Origin of the sequence: Bradyrhizobium sp. ma5 (assembly GCF_042258955.1) — a bacterium.
Classification (GTDB): domain Bacteria; phylum Pseudomonadota; class Alphaproteobacteria; order Rhizobiales; family Xanthobacteraceae; genus Bradyrhizobium.
Window position 1 is genome coordinate 2306425 of record NZ_CP170156.1, and the last position, 17574, is coordinate 2323998.

Consider the following 17574-nt stretch of genomic DNA (forward strand, 5'->3'; position numbering starts at 1 on the left):
CTCCGGAGCGGTTGCGGGACTGGCCGGCGCCCTGGCCGCGATCACGGCGGGCGTCGTGGCGCTCGACAGCGTCAGTTTCGAGAGGTCGGCGGAGGGGCTTGTAATGCTGATCCTGGGCGGGACCGGCACGCCGATCGGCGGTGTGCTGGGCGTCGCATTGTTCCAGATCGCAGAGCACGTGTTGTCAGCTTTGAACCCGTTTCACTGGTTGACGTCGATGGGCGTTTTGCTGGCGGTGGTCATCCTGACACTGCCGAGCGGCATCCAGAGCATTGGGGCGCAGATCGCCCAAAGGATCAAGCCGATGCGCGGGGAAGCTCGTCGCGATGTCTGAGCGGCTTCGAATTAACGGTCTACGCAAGGGTTTGGCCGCCTAGCCGTGACGAGCGACGTCTCATTCGGCCTCCAGTCAGGCGAGCGGGTCGCTTTGATCGGACCGAACGGCGCGGGGAAATCCACTCTTATCAACCTCGTGACTGGCATGCTGGCCACTGACGGCGGTGAAATTCGGCTCGACGGGCGGGATGTTACGCGCACGTCAGCGACCGCGCGCGTACGAGCGGGATTGGTCCGGTCATTCCAGATCAGCCGTTTGTTTCAGAAAATGACCGTTCGCCAGAACCGCGACTGGCTGTTCTTCAACTGCAGAGGCTGACCGTGCGCTGCTGGCGCGCGGCCGATCAGTATCAGGCCGTTGAGCACGAGGCTGCTTCAATCCTTGACCAACTCGGCCTGTCAACCGTCGCCGACGATGTGGTCCACCATAGCGCCTATGGGCAGCAACGGTTGACCGCGCTTGCGCTGGCTCTCGCGCTCAACCCCGGCGTTCTGCTGTTGGACGAACCTGCGGCCGGAGTTCCTCAGTCGGAGACTGGGCTTATTTTGAACGCGCTGGAGCGCTTGCCGGCCGGGATTGCCATCCTGATGGTCGAACATGACATGGACCTGGTGTTTCGTTTCGCGTCGCGGGCCCTGGTGCTCGCCGCAGGGGAATTGATCTTTGAGGGCGCGCCTGACGAACTTGCGAAAGACCCCCAGGTCCGGTCGGCCTATCTCGGCAGCTACAGGACAGGCGAGGACAGTCATGGACGCACGCCATGACCAGGCAGAACGTCGGTCTCACGATTTCGAACCTCACTGCTGGTTACGGGGAGACGCGGATCATTGAAGACATCAATCTGGATTTTTCCTCTGGGCAGAAAGTCGGGGTACTCGGCCGCAACGGTGTCGGGACGACGACGCTTCTCGCGACTCTGATGGGTTTGACGCGGCGACATGCCGGGACCATCGCCCTTGGTGATCTTCAGTTGATGGATCTCGACCCGGCCGATCGGGCCTGGGCCGGCATGGGGTATGTCCCGCAGACACGCGACGTGTTTCCGTCCTTATCGGTGGAAGAGAATTTGAGAACAGGGTTGAAGCAGCGTTCGCGCTCTGCCATTGACGAAGCATATGCGATGTTTGCTCGTCTGAAGGAGCGGCGCCACAATCCGGCCGGGCGATTGTCGGGCGGGGAGCAGCAAATGCTGTCGACCGCAAGAACTTTGCTCGGACGGCCGAACGTGCTCTTGCTGGACGAGCCGCTCGAAGGCTTGGCCCCCGTCATTTGCGACGAATTGATGGAGGCATTCAACGGTCTTGCGGCGGACGCCGTCTCCGATCATTATCATCGTCGAGCAGCAGATCGAGCGGGTGTTCGACTTCGTGGACACCGTGGTGCTGCTCGAGCGTGGAACGATTGCCTGGGCGGGTTCAGCTAGCGAACTAAGAACTAAAGACGGGCTGATAGAGCGCTACGTCGGAGTGGGGCTTCGCTCGTAATCGCATCGGCTGAACATCGACCAGGCCTGGCGCATGCACAGTCTGATACAGCTACGCGAGGGGAGGGGTGCTGACACCCACCAGGAATATTTCGGTATATTCATCAATCAATGTGTCGATATCGGCAGAGCGTGGCCACACATGCGCGCTAATCACCGAATTGCAAAGGCCGAGCAGGGCGAACGCAGAGTATTCGGCGTTGAGTGTGGAACGAAACTCGCCACTCGCCACGCCTGCGGCAAAGATGTCCTGGACTAGCTTCTGATACTGACGCGAAAGCGCGACAATCCGCCGACGTTCGTTGTCCGGAAGCTCGTGACGATGCCTCAAGAAGACCCGGATATAATCCGCGTACGGCCGCTCCCTGAGAGGGGATAGTTGAACGTGGATCGCTGCTCGCACTTTATCCGCAGCACTGGCGCTCTCTTCGACAGCCTTGCTTAGGGTTGCGATGAAGTTCGTCACTCCGGCTTCGCACACGGCGGCCAGAGCCGCCTCCTTGGACGGCAAATAATAATAGAGGCTTGCGCTTCTCACCTGGAGAAGGTCGGCGACATCGCGGATGCTCGAGCCCTCATAGCCCTTCTCGGCGAATGCGGTCGCGGCGGCGTCGAGCGCCTTCTGATACATGTGGGTCCATCGCGGGGTGGTCTTTGGATTTGGAGGAAGAGGTTTGACAGGCATAGGGGTCCTGTGATTTTCTAACGATCATTCGATAGAGCGATAAAAGATTAGCAAGTTCAATACCAATACCTTTCGACTAGCTCGTGAGCCATGGCGCTCGGTCCGATCGCGGAACAGATAGCAGGTCAATGGTGCCGCGGCCATGGATGCAATCGGTGCAAGTCGACGCGAACAGGGAGGCACTGGAAATGGAGAAGTTTCCAGGTGCTTGCCTTCTCGCGGCGTGCCCTCAGCGCAAACTTCGCGCGTGCAGACGTCAGGGACGGGATTGTGATCCCGAGATGTGCTTGCCCGCATCAAGAGAGTTGTGCCGAATACGTTGAAGACGGCGAAGCCGGATAACCCTGAATTCCGCTCCACCCTACGAGATGACCTGGAGTGCGGTCGGACCGTGTACCTCAACAACTGGCTATCGAACATGAGCAAGGTCGACCACAACGATACGACGAACGTTCCGCGTCCCTGGTCAAGGTCGAAGGCGGGAAGCTCCGCCTGATCCAGTGACGTTGAGGGTATAATCGGGAGAGAGATGGGATGAGCGTGACGATTGAGCAGCTTCGGAGCGGTATTCCGTCGGTCGCCGGATGGGGCAAGCTCGAATATACGGATTGGATCGATGAGAGCGAGTCATGGAAAAAGGGGTGCTATCTCGGCGAGTGGTCCTTTCTGGACGAGCTTCATGTCTCGGGTCCCGACGCCTTGAAATTATTCTCTGACTTCGCCGTGAACAGCTTTGCAAAGTTTCATATCGGGCAGGCCAAGCACATCATTTGCTGCAACCGAGATGGCAAGATCATCGGTGAGGGCATCCTGATGCGCTTTGGCATCGATGAGTTCGAATTTCAGGCGCTCGGACCGGTTACCGCTTGGCTCGACTACCAACTTCGAGCTGGCGGTTACGACGTGCAATCAGAGTACCGCGTCAGCAAGTTCAAATTCCAGGTCCAGGGACCTTCTTCGGTCGAAGTGCTGGAGCAACTTGTCGGGCCTCGTCTGCGCGACGTCCGCTTCATGCACCAGCACTCGTTCTCGGTTGCAGGGCATGCCACGCTCTTTCTGCGGCAAGGGATGGCTGGCGAGATCGGGTTTGAGCTGCAGGGTCCCCTTGTCCACGCGGACGACGTGCGAAAAGCGATCCTCTCGGCCGGGAAAGCCTCAGGCATCCGTCGGTTGGGTTCCCGCACGGCGATGATCAACCATCTTGAAGCGTGTTTTCCGACCGTTACGCACGATTACCTTCCTGCGGTGTGCGAGCCAAGCGAACGAGAGTTCCTTGAGGACCTGTCGAAACGCGAGAGGCTCGGGATCATGAAATTCAGAAGGTGGACGCTCGATGGTTGCCTGAAAGCGAAGGGAAGTTTCCAGGCACAAGACGTGTCTGCCTGGTACCGAAGCCCGGTCGAACTCGGATGGGCAAGAAACGTGAAGTTCGATCACGATTTCTATGGTCGAGAGGCTCTGGAACGAGAGGTCGCCAATCCTCGCCGTAAGATCATGACCTTGATTTGGAGCGCCGAGGACTGCCAGGACGTTCAGAACTCGCTCTTCGCAGGCGATGCCGAGCCTTACGATTTCATGGACATGCCGCGTCAACAGCGATTCTGCATGGACGCACATTCGGTGCTTGCGGATGGCAAGGAAGTGGGCGTCGCGACGTCGCGCAGCTTCAGTTTTACGTTCCGGCAGATGATGTCCCATTGCGTGATCGACCTCGACAAGAGCGAGGTTGGTACGAAGGTCGAGGTGATCTGGGGCAATCCCGACAAGCGCCAGAAACGTATTCGCGCGACGGTGGCGCCGTCTCCATACAAGAAAGACCTTCGACGCACAGAACTCAAGACAGCGAGAGCCCAGGCTCAGGCTCAGGCTCTATGAACTCCGCTCCGCGCTCATGTGAGCTCCTAACGTCCAGCCCTTCCGTGTCGATCGGCGGCCTTCCCTGAGAACTAGTCATGTATCTCACGCAGCTGCTCCGAAGAGCGCACCAAATTCGTCCGAGCGATCCATCTACGATCGATGGCGGTCGGCGGCGAACTTGGTGCGAAACGATCGACAGGATCTCGCGGCTGGCGGTTTCCTGCGAGCCAGAGGATTGGAGGCGGCGAACGTGTCGCATTCCTGTCGCTCAACAACGATCGATACTTCGAGGCGCTGTTCGCGGTCCCGTGGGCCGGCGGGGTGGTGGTACCGATCAACACGAGGCTGACCGCGCCGGAAATCGACTTCCTTCTCAAGCACTCGGGCGCGCGCATGCTGATCGTCGACGGCACCTTCCGGGAAATGGTCGCTAATCTGTCGGCTGCAAAAAGTGTTCGGACAATTCTCGATTTCGACGGCGCCCGTACGTGCCCGACGCCGGCTACGCGCTCAAGCATCCCGATCAGCACGTGCGAGAAGGACGGGCGGCCGATCGCGAGCACCGCGGGGGTGATATCACCGTCGCCAGCGCTCTTCGGAGCCTGGGAAGCTTCCATGGTTTCCTCCATTGATCTGACTTTTCTCGCAAGCTTACCAGCGGCTTGCGGTATCAGTATCGATTGCCGGGCGGTCTCTCGTTGGGCGTCAGGCGAAGCGCCAGGCACCCTACCGTCGACGACAGGTGGGGAGGCGCAAAGGCGTCGCTTGACCGTCCAATTCGAGACGATACGGTTAGTAAATAAAATACAAGAACGGAAAACGGGATGGATAACCGAGGAGGGAGGGATGGCTGCGACCTGTCCGCGCTCGACCTTTTGGTTGTCCAGATCGATGGACTGCACCCCAGCGACGATCTCGTGCCTGGTCGCCGCGATCGGGGTTGACGGCGAAGGCAACCAGCATCCGTTGGCGCTGGTGGAAGGGGCGACCGAGAACGCCGCAACGGTTCAGGCCCTGCTGGACAACACCTGGTCTCGCGCGGGCACGAGCCGACGGTGCCAAGACTGGTCATCGTCGACGGCGGGAAAGTGTTGTCCAAAGCGATCCACCGCACCTTCGGTTCGGCCGCTGCGATCCAGCGCTGCCAGATCCACAAGGTACGCAACGTCATGGAACGCCTGCCGAAAGAGCATCATGCGGCCATCCGTCGGGTGCTACGCTAGGCTTGGGAGCTCGATGACGCCGACAAGGCCGATTGATCCGCAATCTCGCGCGTCGACTCGTCCAGTAATGGCCCGGCGTAGCGGCCAGCATCCTCGAAGGCCTCGACGAAATCCTGACTGTCGTCCGGTTGAAGTTGCCGAAGGAGCTTCGTCGATCGTCCTCTGCCAGCATTTCTTCGGCGGCCACCGACGTCGCAGCTTTCGGCAGAAGTCAATGCGGTCACCGTTGGCTCGTTGTGTATCCTTCTGAGGCTCGTCAGCTTCTCGAAAGCTAACGCTCCTAGCATGAGACGCAGATATCCGGACGGTTGACCAGCGCAAGGCCTTCGAAGCGCTCTCGGCTCGGTCGCAATGCAAATTGCAAGGGGTAGATGACTGATTTCGACGGCGCGTGGAAGAGACAGACAGGGGTGTCTGACCTGACGCGCGTGGTTTCGACCCGGCTCGCGGGTCCACAAGAACGCAACCAACGAGCGCGTTCAGTAATGCTGAGGGCGGGGCGACTTTATCGTCCCGCCTTGCCTGTCCTCGCCGGTGTGAGTCATGCGCGAAGTCGGAATGGGCCGTACGGCAACTGCCGTATGATGGCTTGTTTTTCTTTTCCGGTTTTCGATCTCGACGATCTCAGTCTCAAGCTGAAACCTCTGCGGACCGTCCTCCAGATCCGGGCTTAGCTCCGGAGATTGCGAAGAGTCTGTCTGTCTCTTCAAGGGAAAGCGCTATGAAACCCGACAATTCAATCGACCCATTCAACACGGCGGCTTGGATGCAGGAGTACCCCGCTTTGCTAGAACAGCAGCGGGCGAGGCAACAGTCGGACAGCATGCCTGCGGGGCAAGCGGGCTTTGAACAGCAACTGAGCGAGTTGCAACTCAATTCCTCCGATGAGAGCTCCGCAGAGGCTAGCCCGCCCGATACTCGCCCCGTAGCGGCGCATGGAACGATCCGGCGCACTGAGATCGGCGGTTCGATGCAGATGCCGCCGCAGTCCAGCCTGCGGGATAACCGGTTCAGCAGCGCGTGCTACAGTGCAGACCTCCCTCACGCTCCCCTCGGGGGCTCGACCGGGGGGGCGTCGCAGTCAGACTTGCATGACAGCAGTGCGGACTACATCTCGATCTCGCCGCCCGAGGCGTGGCCCACAATGCAGACGAAGGATGGCAAAAACCGTGGCCTGTGGTCGCGCATTAAGTCAGGGGTTGGGAAAGCGTTTGGGGGAAGTCGCAGCGAAAACTCGTCCGGCGGCTGGACGTCGATCGTGGTCCATTCAGAGCTTCGAATGGATTTCGCCAAGCGCAGCCGCGCCTCCGACGAGGACGAGCAGCTCATTTCCGGATTCAGGAACACGGCCCTCCAGGTCCGTTACAACAATTATGCCAACACCACCGTTAATGATTTGGTATCCGTTCTGCGCCGGTTCAGCGCCTGGCTTCAGCATCCGGACAAGAACCTGACCTTGGCCAGCCTACTTCACGCCCCTGATCAATTGAATGCCCTTGCGAACGAGTTTGCGGAGGCTCGTGGCAACAACCGTGTCCATAGCGCATTGACAGCGCTCCAAGATGTCCGCGCCGGGAACATGCTGCGGCAACCGTCCCAGGAGGACGAGCGCCTTATTTCCGAGTTCATTGGCAGAGCCTCCGGCAAATATGCCGCCCCCACCGTTAAAGATTTGGCGGGCATTCTGCGCTCGTTCAGCCGCTGGCTCCAGCTTCAACCCAGGAACTTGACATTGGCCAGCCTGCTTGAGGATCCAGATCAACTGAATGCCCGTGCGGACGAGTTTGTGGAGGGTGGTGGCAACAAACGTGTCCATAGGACATTGACGGCGCTCGATGTCTGCACCGGGAAGGTCATCGGACGTCGTCCTTATCCCGAGGACGAAAATCTCTTCAAGCAGTTCGCCGAGGCCGGGCGGCGCCACGTTCTCCCAGCGACCATCGATCGAAATCTAGCCTTTCTTAGCGAGCTTGCTCGGTGGCTTCGAGGAAACAATAGGTCGTCCCTGGTTTCTCGGTATCAAGACCCTTCACAAGCCGACTCACTAGCCAAGGACATTCTGGAGTACAGGAGCGAGGGTGGGGACCCTCATGACCGCCTCCAGTCGGCGCTGTTCAATCTCCGCAGGCTCGGGCCTGAGGGTAAAGAATTCGCCACAATCGGACCCGGGCCTGACGTCATGGGGCGCCGTCTCCTAGATCCCCATTCCGTCGACGCCCGTCTCATCGACGGTTTATTCAACCAATCCTTACGCAATCTTGGACCCGGGGCAACCAGGGAACAGAAAGGACCTCTGCATCGCCTGGCTAGCCGCCAACGCAGGTTTAGCGAGTGGCTCCAAAGAGAGGGCAAGGGGAGTTTAGCGAGCCGACTGAACAGCAATCAAAAAAAGTTGACGAACGATTTGCAGGAGTTCAGGAAAGCCATTGGACAAGAGAAGTTCAGCGTGAGTTTCGACAGGCTTCGGAAATACCTACAAGTCGTCGAGGCGAACGCGGCGCTCGGGTTGTCCCCTGAGCGGGCAAGTGGGCGGGAGCCTGCCGGGTCGCAAACTGACAGTTACGATCAGCAACAGCTTTGGCGCGATGCGGCTCAAGCCGGAGGGCAGGGACCTGTCGGGTGGACCGGCCCTTGGTTGGGGCCGTCGTCGGAGTCGGATCAACCTGCCGGGTCTGGATCAACCTGGTCGCCGCAGATACCGTCCGACTTTGATCCGAGTATGTGGCCAGGTCCGGAAGGCGCGCCTGCTCGGTCGTCAGAAATCTACCGCGGTCTTGGATCTATCGCTGATTTGCCGTTCACACCGCAGGATGTGCGTGATGATGCTCATTATGCGCCGCCGGCCCGGAGCGAACCAGCTCGGTCGTCAGAAATTTACCGCGGTCTTGGATCTATCGCTGATCTGCCGTCCACACCGCTGGAAATGCGTGACGATGCCCAGTCAAGGCCGGTGCTCAGCCCTGCCGGCAGACCGCCGTTCTTCATCGCTCCATCAGGCATGCCGCAGGAGCTCGAGGATATCGGATATCTCGTCGGCGAGGATTGGCAGCATGGCTCGCAGCCGGTGCCGGACTTGCTGCTCGATGTATTGGACAATAAAATGCTGTTGCCGAGTTCGCGAATGGCTCCCCAGCCGGTCTCTATCAACGGCGAGACCTACTCCATCGCATTGGGGCCGCGAGGAAGCCGCGACGCGCAGCTGATCCATCACCCTGGCCCGTCCTCGGTTCCTGATGCCCGGATCGGTGCTTCGACTGCGAGTGCCTCTGCCGGCGACCGCAGCGGACGGGTGCTCGGAACCACGGAATGGCTGGGTGACGAACATATCGCGAGGGATTACGAACTCCTGGCGCAGGAGTTGCACGGGAACAATCCGCATCTCGCCGCCCGGGCGCGGTTGGTGGATCCCCTCGTAGCCACGCAGCTGCGCTTGGGCGACGCGAGCGACGCGCTAAGGGCCTTCCAGCACATCGTCTATAATCAGAATGGTAATGATACAGCCGACTTCCTGTTCATGCCAGTGAATGATGCCGGTACGGATCCTCATCTCCGCGGCAGCCATTGGTCGCTGCTGTTCGTTGATCGCCGCAACCGAGAAAGTCCGGTTGCCTATCACTACGACTCCGCCTCGGGATACAACGACGAGCCTGCAGCACTGCTCGCAGCAAGGCTGGGCGTCCCCCTGGAGCGAGCCGGCATGGCCCGGCAGCGGAACGGTTATGATTGCGGCGTCTACGTGGTGGACGGCACGCGGGAGCTGGTTAACCAATTGGTGCAAGGACAGCAGCCAGACCTGCTGAACCTCGACGAGCTCGTCGTCGATCGGCAGGCACTGCAAAACCGACTCGGGGGCTGATGTCGGTTCTGCTGTTAGAGCTGGCTGGAGCGGCTCTCGCCGACACCATCAGACTCTGCGCGGTGACCTGAACGAGGGGATCAGGGCGATGATGACCTCCCACCGACTTTCAGGCCGGCTAGAAGTTGCTGGGTAGACCGATGTCACGCAGCAATGCGCCAAGTCCAAGCTGATGCAGATTCTTGCAGCCTGCCCTCAACCCATCGACGTGCTCGGGTGGGCCGCCACCGCCTCTCCGTCCGGCGAACGCAGCGCCGGTGCATTGATCGCAAGGCGCCGATGATGACCGAAAGCTGCGGCGGTGGCTGAAGAAAGACGAAAGCGGCCGCTGGCTTTGACATGGGACGGCGACGGCCCGTGCGGCGGTTGCTCGGATCGAGAGCCGCCGGGCGTTGGCTGGTACTTTTTGAAAGAACGCGATGAACCTCGATCAACAGCTTTTTCGTCAATATCAATCCGGCGCCAGGCTCCCGGCTGCAATCAAGTCGACCTCTCTTGCTGAGTCCCTGGAGACCAAGCTCGAGAAGATCGATCTCGCTGGGCCGCGTATCGAATTGTCCTTCGTTGTCGGCCGGCAATTCTTGCAAGCCGAGGATGTGGTTCACGGGGGCGCCGTCTCCACGATGCTGGATTTTGGTATGGTCTATGCGGCATTATTGGCAATTCCCGACGGTCTCTCCGTCGCGACAATAAACATGAACGTTACTTTATTCGGTCGGCAAGGCCGGGCCAGTACCGAGCAGTTGCTGAAATCGAGCGCTGCGGAAAAAGCATCGTATTCGCGTGTGCGAGGCTTCTGGATCGCGAGAACGGGGCGGTGGCCACGGGGGCTTCCTCTCTTGCTATCGTAACACCTCGCCTCGGCGCGGCCGAACCCGTGACCGCGCGACAAATGCTGCAAGCGAGTGATGTTGGCTTTACTTACTTTTCCGGATCGATCGCGAGATATTTGATTTTGCGGGGGCCGAAAACAGGTCGACACCCGCGCCAAGCAACTGGATGAATTCCTCATCCAATGGTTGGCCAAATATCAGACGACGATAGATCGGCGAATACAGCATCTCGACGGTCCATGCGGCGTCTATGTCGGACCTGAATAGCCCCTCCACTTGTCCTCGCTGGAAGGTCTCCTGAACCAGACGCCGCCGGTTCTTGGCAAATCGTTCGTTGAACTCGGCCAACAGTGGGTTGTTGTCGCGCCCTTCGCAGAAGATTTGTATGACGAGTTTTCCTGCCCGACCGCTGAAATACTGCACGAGTGACGTAAGATGGCGCTTAGGCGCCGTCCGCGGATCAACTGCAGTTGGCATCGGAGTGTTGCCGAAGTGAGATTCCATGAACGCATCGATAACCAATGCGCTTATCCGGTTGTGGAAGAACGCCTGGTCTTACTGCCACAAGTGGCCGCTCCGCTCGGTAGCTTACTGTCCCACCAGCGATAGATCGTCGCCTTTGAAACCTTGGCCTCGCGGGCGACTGCTTCAATCACCAGGCCGGAGACCGACGTGGACTGCAACAGACTCATCGTCGCCGACAAGATCGACCGCTTAGATGCGAGGTCGCGGGGGCGTCCGATTGGGTCGTGAATCCGATGCATCTTCAGGATTCATGTGTCCGCCGGCGACGGCATGCGGATTCCGAGATCATGGTGCGCACCGTACCGATTTGATGGCGCGCAGGGTTCCGAAATGATCGCGCGCAGCATTCCGAGCATTGTCCGCGCGGCATTCCGATTTGATCGCGCGCAGTTTCGGATGGTGTGAAGCCTGATCGTTGGCCATTTCTTCGGCTGGAACAGCTTGGAGAATTGGATGCCGACGAGGAGGGGTATCATGCGCCAGGTGCGCGAGATTGTGAGGTTGAGCCTTGAGGCTGGGCTCTCGACGCGCGTATCGCGCCCCCCGTGGGCTCGACCGCCGCTTGTTCGACATGCTGCTCAAGGGAGACTGGATCAAAAACCATGAGAATTGCGCCATTGTCGGGCCGACCGGCGTCGGGAAAAGCTGGCTTGGCTGTGCGCTTGGTCACAAAGCCTGCCGGGACAACCACGCTGTACTTTACACCCGGCTGCCGCGGTTGTTCGAAGAACTGGACCTTGCGCGCATCGACGAGCTCACGGATGAGCCGATACGGCGCGGAATACCAGTGTCCGTCGATCTCGATATGATAGTCAGGGCCGACCCGGCATCGCTTCCAGCGCGCGAAAGCGTAAGCCTGGTCCGGCAGCTTTGTGAGCTTGGGCTTGTCGAGCTCCGCAAACAGTTCGGCGCGGCTGGCGCCAAAGTCGCGAATCTGCCCGGCATTGAGTTCGACGACGAGTATTTTTAGGCTGCGTTCAGCTCCGCCAACGAAAAGAAGCGCTCGTTGCGCAGCCGCGCCAGAATCCATCTCTGGGCGACTTGCACCGCAACTTCGACCTTTGCCTTATCCTTTGGGCGCCGTGGCCGGGCTGCGAGAATGGCCGTGCCGTAGTGGCTCGCCATCTCGGCATAGGTTCGATTAAGGCCAGGATCGTGGCGGTCGGCATTGGTGACGGCGGCCTTGAGATTGTCGCAAACCACGAATGTCGGCGCGCCACCGAGGAAGGCGAAAAGGGTTGATGTGGACCCGGATCCAGTCGGCGAGCCCCTCGCTTGGGCAGGCCTCGGCGTAGGTATAGTTGGAGGCGCCCATTGCCGCGACGAACAGCTTCATCGACTGCACTTCCCCGCTTGTCCCCACTTGAGGGATCGATGACGTCGATGGTGTCCCCGGCGAAATCCACGAAAACCTTCTCGCCACCCAGATGGGTCTGCCGCATCGAAGGCCGGGCTCGCCCCTTCCAGGCCTCGTAGGTCGTGCAGAACCAAGTGTAGCCGAATCCATCAGGATGGGTGCCGCGATAGCGATACTCCTCCCATAGTAGCCGGCGGGTCACGTTGCGGCGGCGCAGCTCCTTGTCGACATAGCCCCAGTCGGGAACGGGCCGCTGCGCGCTCTGCGACGCAGGCCTCGGCGCAGGGAAAAGCAGCTCCAGGTCCTCGTCGCTCATTCCGGCCGGCAATGGCCAGTTCAGCCCGGCAGCCCCGGCTCGGCGCAGATAGCCTTGCGCGGCACCGTTGCTGATGCCCAGGGTGCGCGCGATGGCTCGCTCCGGCAAGCCTTGAACATGTTTTAAGCGGAGAACCTCTTTGATCCGGCGCATCGACAATCTCTGGGTGGGCATCGGCCTTCCTCGTTCACTGACGAGGCAGTTCCTAAGCCGGTTGAGTTGTCGACCGAAGCGGGCTGAGCCGTTGAAAAGTTGCTCACGATCCCGCGAAATCCGTGCTCACGATCGTCTGAAATCTCTGCTCACGATCCCCTGAAATCCGTGCTCACTATCCCGCGAAACATGCAGCAATTCCCTGTAACAGGGCTGCCCCCTTGCGCGGTACGCCAGAATGTCCTGCCTCATAGCGGCAGACGTTATCTGCCAGTCGCCCCTGGTTGGCCATGAACTCCTCCCAGCTGATATAGCCTGGGTGAGCGGCGTGGAGGCAAACCGCCCAATCGCCGATCGCTACCTTGACCGTTCCCGTCAGCGATCCCGGCCGGCATCGGCTCGGATCCTTTTGCCGGCGGCCATAAACATACGCCCCAGCATAGGCCGGATTCTGGAGGATATTAAGAACGCGTGCACTATCTGGCGCACGCCAGACGATCTCGTGTGGAGATGGTCAAGCAGCGGTCGAACCGGCAAGGACAATCCGTTCCGGTCCAGGTACCGCATCACACGGCGAGCGCTTTGCAGTTCCCGGAATTTGGCAAACACGAGATGAAGACGGGCCTGCACCTCCTCATCGGGATTGAGAACAATTGTGCCCGCTCGATCATAGGCGAGCCCGCCTGGCAGCGGCAGCCGCAGTTCGCCCCGCGCCGCCTTTTGGCGTTCGCCTTGGTGCAGGCGCATCCGAAGCTGATGCAACTCCGCGCCTCACTCATGATGTCAGACAAGCCCAACAGCAGGCGGTCGTGATAGGCGCGTGGATCGTAAAGCCGTTCGCCATCCGCAATGACCACGCCGAACACCGAGCACAGTTCGAGAAGCTGATGCCAGTCCCGGTTATTGCGGGCCAGGCGAGAAGCGTCGAGGCTCACCACCCGACCGGCGTTGCCAAGGCCGATCTCGGCAATGAGCTTCTGGAAACCATGACGATCCACGCCGCCAGCATCGGATTTGCCCAGATCCTCGTCAATCACCTGGACGCGCTCAGGCGGCCAGCCCAGACCGATGGCGCGATCGACGAGGCGGTACTGCAGCTCCGTGCTCTCCTGATGCTGGCGCACCAGGTTCACGGATGACTGCCCGCACGTAGACTAGGCCAACTTGGCCCGGTGTGCGGTCGTGAGCCGCTCGTCAGCGACGGTCGAACTGATCAGCACGACCCAGTCCCCTTCCGGGCGTGCCGCATCAGCGCGGCGATCGTTTGAGCAATCTGGGTTTGCGTCGCGGTCGACAGATTCGGCCACAGGCGCGGAATGTCGGCCGTCGGACGGCCGGGTGGATTTGCCAACGTTGGCAGGGGTCGATACGCAACGCGACCTGGGAGTGGTCGGTGGGTCATCGCGAATCACCTTCTCGTCGAGAAGGCTCAGACTCGCCCTCAAATGTTGCATCAATGGGATCAGCGTACGTACACTGATGCGCGGCAGATCGGCCGCGTTCGGGCGGGAAGCGATCGACGTCTCGGCAAGGTCCGTTGACGCGATCCGCCCCCCCCCGCCGCCGTCCGTCCGGCAGCGCGACAACGACGTAGGCGGGACCGCGCCCCGACCGCTCCTTCAGCACCTCAAGCCGGTGCCCGAACAAAAAATGATGCGGGTCGGTGATCGTGATGTGAGATACGACCCGTTCCAAAATAGGGGTACTCTGCCGTGTTCGGCGATCCCACCATCGCCGACGCCATCCTGGATCGCCTGCTTCACAACGCTCACAGGCTCGAACTGAACGGTGACTCCATGCGTCGCCCGCCGGCCCCTCGGCCTTGATTACGTGATCGGCCGATGAAGACCGAGACGGCTGCCCGCGAAGCTGACCGGCCACTACGGCACTGTTGCGGGTGCGCGCCCGGTCAGCTTCGCTCCGTAAAAGCGATCTCTTCGACAGCCGCTTGACCACGGGCTAACGATAGTGCCAATTGCCTTAACGATCGGGGCCCTCACATGCGCGCGATCAGATTGGAACGCTGCGCGGCATCAGATTGGAATAACTGCGCGCGATCATTGGAATCCACACGACGGCGGCCTTGGACGTGCGTCTTGCTTGAACGGTTGATGCCATGGCCAGTGCTGAGCATTTCAAACGAGAATCGAACCTGTCCGTTTCCGTAGCATAGCATCACGTCTTTCGACAAACCGGCTCGCGTCCCCATTCCAGAGCATCCGAGCGATGATGCTTCTTGACAAACGTGCCAATAAACGATACGAAACGTATCGTATAAAAAATCAGAGAGGATACACATGAAGCTCGGACGTATCTCGGTCGATACTCCCTTCGGTGCGGTAAATCGGCTCGTGGCCGTGGAGACGGCAAAGAACAGGGTTGTCGATCTCGCGACTGCGGAACTCCTGCGGCGCCAAGCCAAAGGTGCCACCCGAGAAGCTGCGCAGCGGTTTTCGTCAGCGATCTTTCCTGCAAGCATGTCCGCTGGCATTGCTCTCGGCGAGATCTTCCTGGAAACGGCGCATGAGGCGGTTGCGTCGCGCGGCGACGATGCTGCGACACCCATATCCAGCGTGAACTGGCTGAGTGCGGTTGATCCGCCTCTCATCAGAGACGGCCTCACTTTCGTGAAGCATATCAAGCAATTCCACGAGCGTGTCGGAGCGGAGCCGACCGAGGCGTTGCTGGAAATTCCTGGCTACTTCAAGGGCACGCCGTTCACCGCCGTCGGCCACGAGGCCGAAGTACCGAAGCCGTTCTATACTGATTACTTCGATTACGAGTTGGAGCTCGGCTATATCGTTGGGCGCGTCTGCCACAATGTGACGCCCGACGAGGCGCAGCAGGCGCTTTTTGGCGTGACAATCTTCAATGATTGGAGCGCCCGCGACGTTCAGAAACTCGAGATCAAGATCGGAATGGGGCCGGGAAAGGGCAAGGACTTCGCCTTCGGCATCGGTCCGTGGATCGTGACAATGGACGAGATCGGTCGCCTTGATGACCTCGATATGACAGTCCGCATCAACGGCAAGGAATGCTCGAGGGGGAACAGCGCCGAGACGGTTTGGAGTCCGGCTGAGTTGCTGGCCTACATGTCGATCTCGGAATACGTGCAGCCTGGTGATCTGATTGCTTCCGGTACCGTCGGCAACGGATCCGGCCTCGAGATCGACCGAAAACTCGAGGTCGGTGACGTCCTCGAACTGGAAGTCTCGCGGATCGGCACGCTCCGGAACAGGATAGGTCCGCCGGAGGAAAAACGCTGGTGGCCCGAGAAACGCAAAAAGTTCTGGTGAGCAAATTCGGCTGGTTTCACACGACAATCCACTTTACCCGCCATTTCGGATACAGGTGAGAATCGATCATGGCAACACCAGTTCGCCGCATTGTGACCGGGCACCGGGCTGACGGCCGTTCGCTCATTGTCTCGGATGATGCGGCACCCAATGTCCATGTGGTGCCGGGCACCCCCGGATTGGCGGGAACCGTTGTTTGGGTGGCAGACCGAACCCCGGCTGATATCGTGCAGCAGGAGGAGACGGCTCCTGCGGATCGAAAGCTGGCGATAGAGCCACCCTCAGGCGGCAATGTGCTGCGCATTGCTGAATTCCCGCCGGATCACCTCTATTCCCGTGAGGAGCTTGAAAAGTTCAGGCATGGGATCGGCAGCCCCGAAGCATTCGACACGAAGGCGCGGCACTTCTTCTTCCACAAAACGCACACGCTGGATTACGCGATTGTGCTGGAAGGTGAGATCTGGGCCCTGCTGGACGAAGGCGAGACGCTGATGCGGCCGGGCGATATCTTAATTCAGCGTGGCACCAACCACGCTTGGTCGAATCGGTCCGAGAAAATCTGCAGGGTTGCGTTCGTGCTGATCGATGCGGAGCACGAATAGGGGGCGATAAAAGCGATGTCCAACCCCACCATCATCACCTGCGCGCTAACGGGTGCGGGAGATACCGTCGGCAAGAGTCCTGCTGTCCCCGTAACGCCAAAGCAAATTGCGGATCAGGGGATTGAGGCCGCAAAGGCGGGCGCCGCGGTGGTGCACATTCATGTCCGCGATCCAGCGACGGGAGCGCCGTCGGTAGAATTGGCACTCTATGCAGAGGTCGTGGAGCGTCTCAGGGCATCGTCGACCGACGTGGTCATCAACCTGACCAGTGGGCCGGGTTCTCTGTACGCTGCCGATGGCTTGCTGCTTCAGCCGGCCCCCGGGGTGAATCCCCCCATGACGCCGCAGCAGCGACTCGACCACATCCTCAAGCTCAAACCGGAGATCTGCAGCTTGGATGCCGCCACGCTTAATTTCGGTCGAATTGCAATGGTCAACCTCGTGGGCGATCTCGAGTTCATGGGGCGAACGATATCGGACGCCGGGATCAAGCCGGAGATCGAAGTATTCGATCTCGGGCACATCCGGCTGGCCAAACATCTGATAGAAGCGGGCGTGCTGAGGGCGCCCGCCTTCTTCCAGTTCTGTCTTGGGGTCTCCTGGGGCGCTCCCGCTCAAAGGGATGTGCTGCAGCTGATGCGCGACATGCTTCCGCCTGGCTCGCTCTGGAGCGCCTTTGGCATTGCGTACGACCAATTCAAGATCGCAGCCGCCGCGTGCGAACTCGGCGGCCACGTGCGGGTCGGCCTCGAAGACAATCTCTATATCGCCAAGGGGAAGCTTGCCTCGAGCAACGCCGAACTGGTCGAGGAGGCGGCCCGGGTCGTAACAAGACAAGGATCAAGGCCGGCTTCCCCGAAGGAAGCCAGAAAGCTGCTGCTCGGCAGGTAGGCGTCTTGCACCAGCGAAGGCGCGAGGTTGTGACGGGTGATGTTGGGAAGGCGATCTCACCGGCATGATCATGGTTGTCACATGCGGGAGCAGCCGCATCGGCACCCCCCTTTGATCAGGGTCTTGAGCGTCTCGCCCGGAGCAGTGGCCACTCAATTCC

The 17574-nt window shown here is 60.0% G+C and carries 12 protein-coding genes and 7 pseudogenes; 13 read left to right on the forward strand and 6 right to left on the reverse strand.

Features of this window, described 5'->3' with window-relative positions:
* Positions 1-55 precede the first annotated feature (55 nt).
* From ACE103_RS10665 to ACE103_RS10675, 3 genes and pseudogenes are all read left to right on the forward strand, one after another.
* On the forward strand, positions 56-334 hold the full coding sequence (locus tag ACE103_RS10665; protein WP_375781082.1) for a hypothetical protein: 279 nt from the start codon (positions 56-58) through the stop codon (positions 332-334).
* Positions 327-1101: pseudogene (locus ACE103_RS10670) on the forward strand (ABC transporter ATP-binding protein). The gene ACE103_RS10665 and the pseudogene ACE103_RS10670 overlap by 8 nt, the downstream one beginning before the upstream one ends.
* A pseudogene (locus tag ACE103_RS10675) lies at positions 1098-1821 on the forward strand (ABC transporter ATP-binding protein). Before ACE103_RS10670 ends, ACE103_RS10675 begins: the two co-directional pseudogenes overlap by 4 nt.
* Before the next feature lie 51 nt (positions 1822-1872).
* Here the strand turns inward: ACE103_RS10675 and ACE103_RS10680 are convergent.
* On the reverse strand, positions 1873-2451 hold the full coding sequence (locus ACE103_RS10680) for a TetR/AcrR family transcriptional regulator (RefSeq protein WP_375779365.1): 579 nt from the start codon (positions 2449-2451) through the stop codon (positions 1873-1875).
* Between the two features lie 588 nt (positions 2452-3039).
* Here ACE103_RS10680 and ACE103_RS10685 point away from each other — a divergent pair.
* The 5 genes and pseudogenes from ACE103_RS10685 (at position 3040) to ACE103_RS10705 (ending at position 10292) form a co-directional block, all read left to right on the forward strand.
* Positions 3040-4380: a glycine cleavage T C-terminal barrel domain-containing protein gene (locus ACE103_RS10685; RefSeq protein ID WP_375779366.1), complete on the forward strand. Its 1341-nt coding sequence runs from the start codon at positions 3040-3042 to the stop codon at positions 4378-4380.
* A 141-nt stretch (positions 4381-4521) separates the two neighbouring features.
* Positions 4522-4785, forward strand: a pseudogene (locus ACE103_RS10690) (AMP-binding protein); the annotation flags it as partial.
* Between the two features lie 431 nt (positions 4786-5216).
* A pseudogene (locus ACE103_RS10695) lies at positions 5217-5743 on the forward strand (transposase); the annotation flags it as partial.
* Between the two features lie 563 nt (positions 5744-6306).
* Entirely contained in the window at positions 6307-9441 is a 3135-nt protein-coding gene (locus ACE103_RS10700) for a Ulp1 family isopeptidase (RefSeq protein ID WP_375779367.1), read from the forward strand.
* Positions 9442-9860: 419 nt separating this feature from the next.
* Positions 9861-10292 carry a PaaI family thioesterase gene (locus ACE103_RS10705; protein ID WP_375779368.1) on the forward strand — a complete coding sequence of 144 codons (432 nt, stop codon included), beginning with the start codon at positions 9861-9863 and terminating at the stop codon, positions 10290-10292.
* 66 nt (positions 10293-10358) lie between these two features.
* Here ACE103_RS10705 and ACE103_RS10710 read toward each other — a convergent pair whose 3' ends face one another.
* Positions 10359-10796 (reverse strand): TetR-like C-terminal domain-containing protein, encoded by a 438-nt coding sequence (locus ACE103_RS10710; protein WP_375779369.1) that lies wholly within the window; start codon positions 10794-10796, stop codon positions 10359-10361.
* Positions 10797-10801: 5 nt separating this feature from the next.
* Positions 10802-11038 carry a TetR/AcrR family transcriptional regulator gene (locus ACE103_RS10715; RefSeq protein WP_375779370.1) on the reverse strand — a complete coding sequence of 79 codons (237 nt, stop codon included), beginning with the start codon at positions 11036-11038 and terminating at the stop codon, positions 10802-10804.
* 293 nt (positions 11039-11331) lie between these two features.
* Between ACE103_RS10715 and ACE103_RS10720 the strand changes: the two are divergent.
* Positions 11332-11550, forward strand: a pseudogene (locus ACE103_RS10720) (ATP-binding protein); the annotation flags it as partial.
* Here ACE103_RS10720 and istA read toward each other — a convergent pair.
* The 3 genes and pseudogenes from istA to ACE103_RS10735 all read right to left on the reverse strand — a co-directional run.
* A pseudogene (gene istA, locus ACE103_RS10725) lies at positions 11539-12646 on the reverse strand (IS21 family transposase); the annotation flags it as partial. The pseudogenes ACE103_RS10720 and istA sit on opposite strands and share 12 nt — an antisense overlap.
* Positions 12647-12800: 154 nt before the next feature.
* Positions 12801-13124: a recombinase family protein gene (locus ACE103_RS10730; protein ID WP_375781083.1), complete on the reverse strand. Its 324-nt coding sequence runs from the start codon at positions 13122-13124 to the stop codon at positions 12801-12803.
* Between the two features lie 67 nt (positions 13125-13191).
* Complete coding sequence (locus tag ACE103_RS10735) at positions 13192-13758, reverse strand: recombinase family protein (RefSeq protein WP_375779371.1); 567 nt, start codon at positions 13756-13758, stop codon at positions 13192-13194.
* 570 nt (positions 13759-14328) lie between these two features.
* Between ACE103_RS10735 and ACE103_RS10740 the strand changes: the two are divergent.
* The 4 genes and pseudogenes from ACE103_RS10740 to ACE103_RS10755 all read left to right on the forward strand — a co-directional run.
* Positions 14329-14451, forward strand: a pseudogene (locus tag ACE103_RS10740) (ATP-binding protein); the annotation flags it as partial.
* Positions 14452-14922: 471 nt separating this feature from the next.
* Positions 14923-15921 carry a fumarylacetoacetate hydrolase family protein gene (locus ACE103_RS10745; RefSeq protein ID WP_375779372.1) on the forward strand — a complete coding sequence of 333 codons (999 nt, stop codon included), beginning with the start codon at positions 14923-14925 and terminating at the stop codon, positions 15919-15921.
* 68 nt (positions 15922-15989) lie between these two features.
* Positions 15990-16523, forward strand: a complete 534-nt coding sequence (locus ACE103_RS10750) for a cupin domain-containing protein (RefSeq protein ID WP_375779373.1) — start codon at positions 15990-15992, stop codon at positions 16521-16523.
* A 15-nt stretch (positions 16524-16538) separates the two neighbouring features.
* The gene (locus tag ACE103_RS10755) at positions 16539-17414 is read left to right on the forward strand and encodes a 3-keto-5-aminohexanoate cleavage protein (RefSeq protein WP_375779374.1); all 876 of its coding nucleotides are present in this window, start codon (positions 16539-16541) and stop codon (positions 17412-17414) included.
* The last annotated feature ends 160 nt before the right edge of the window (positions 17415-17574 follow it).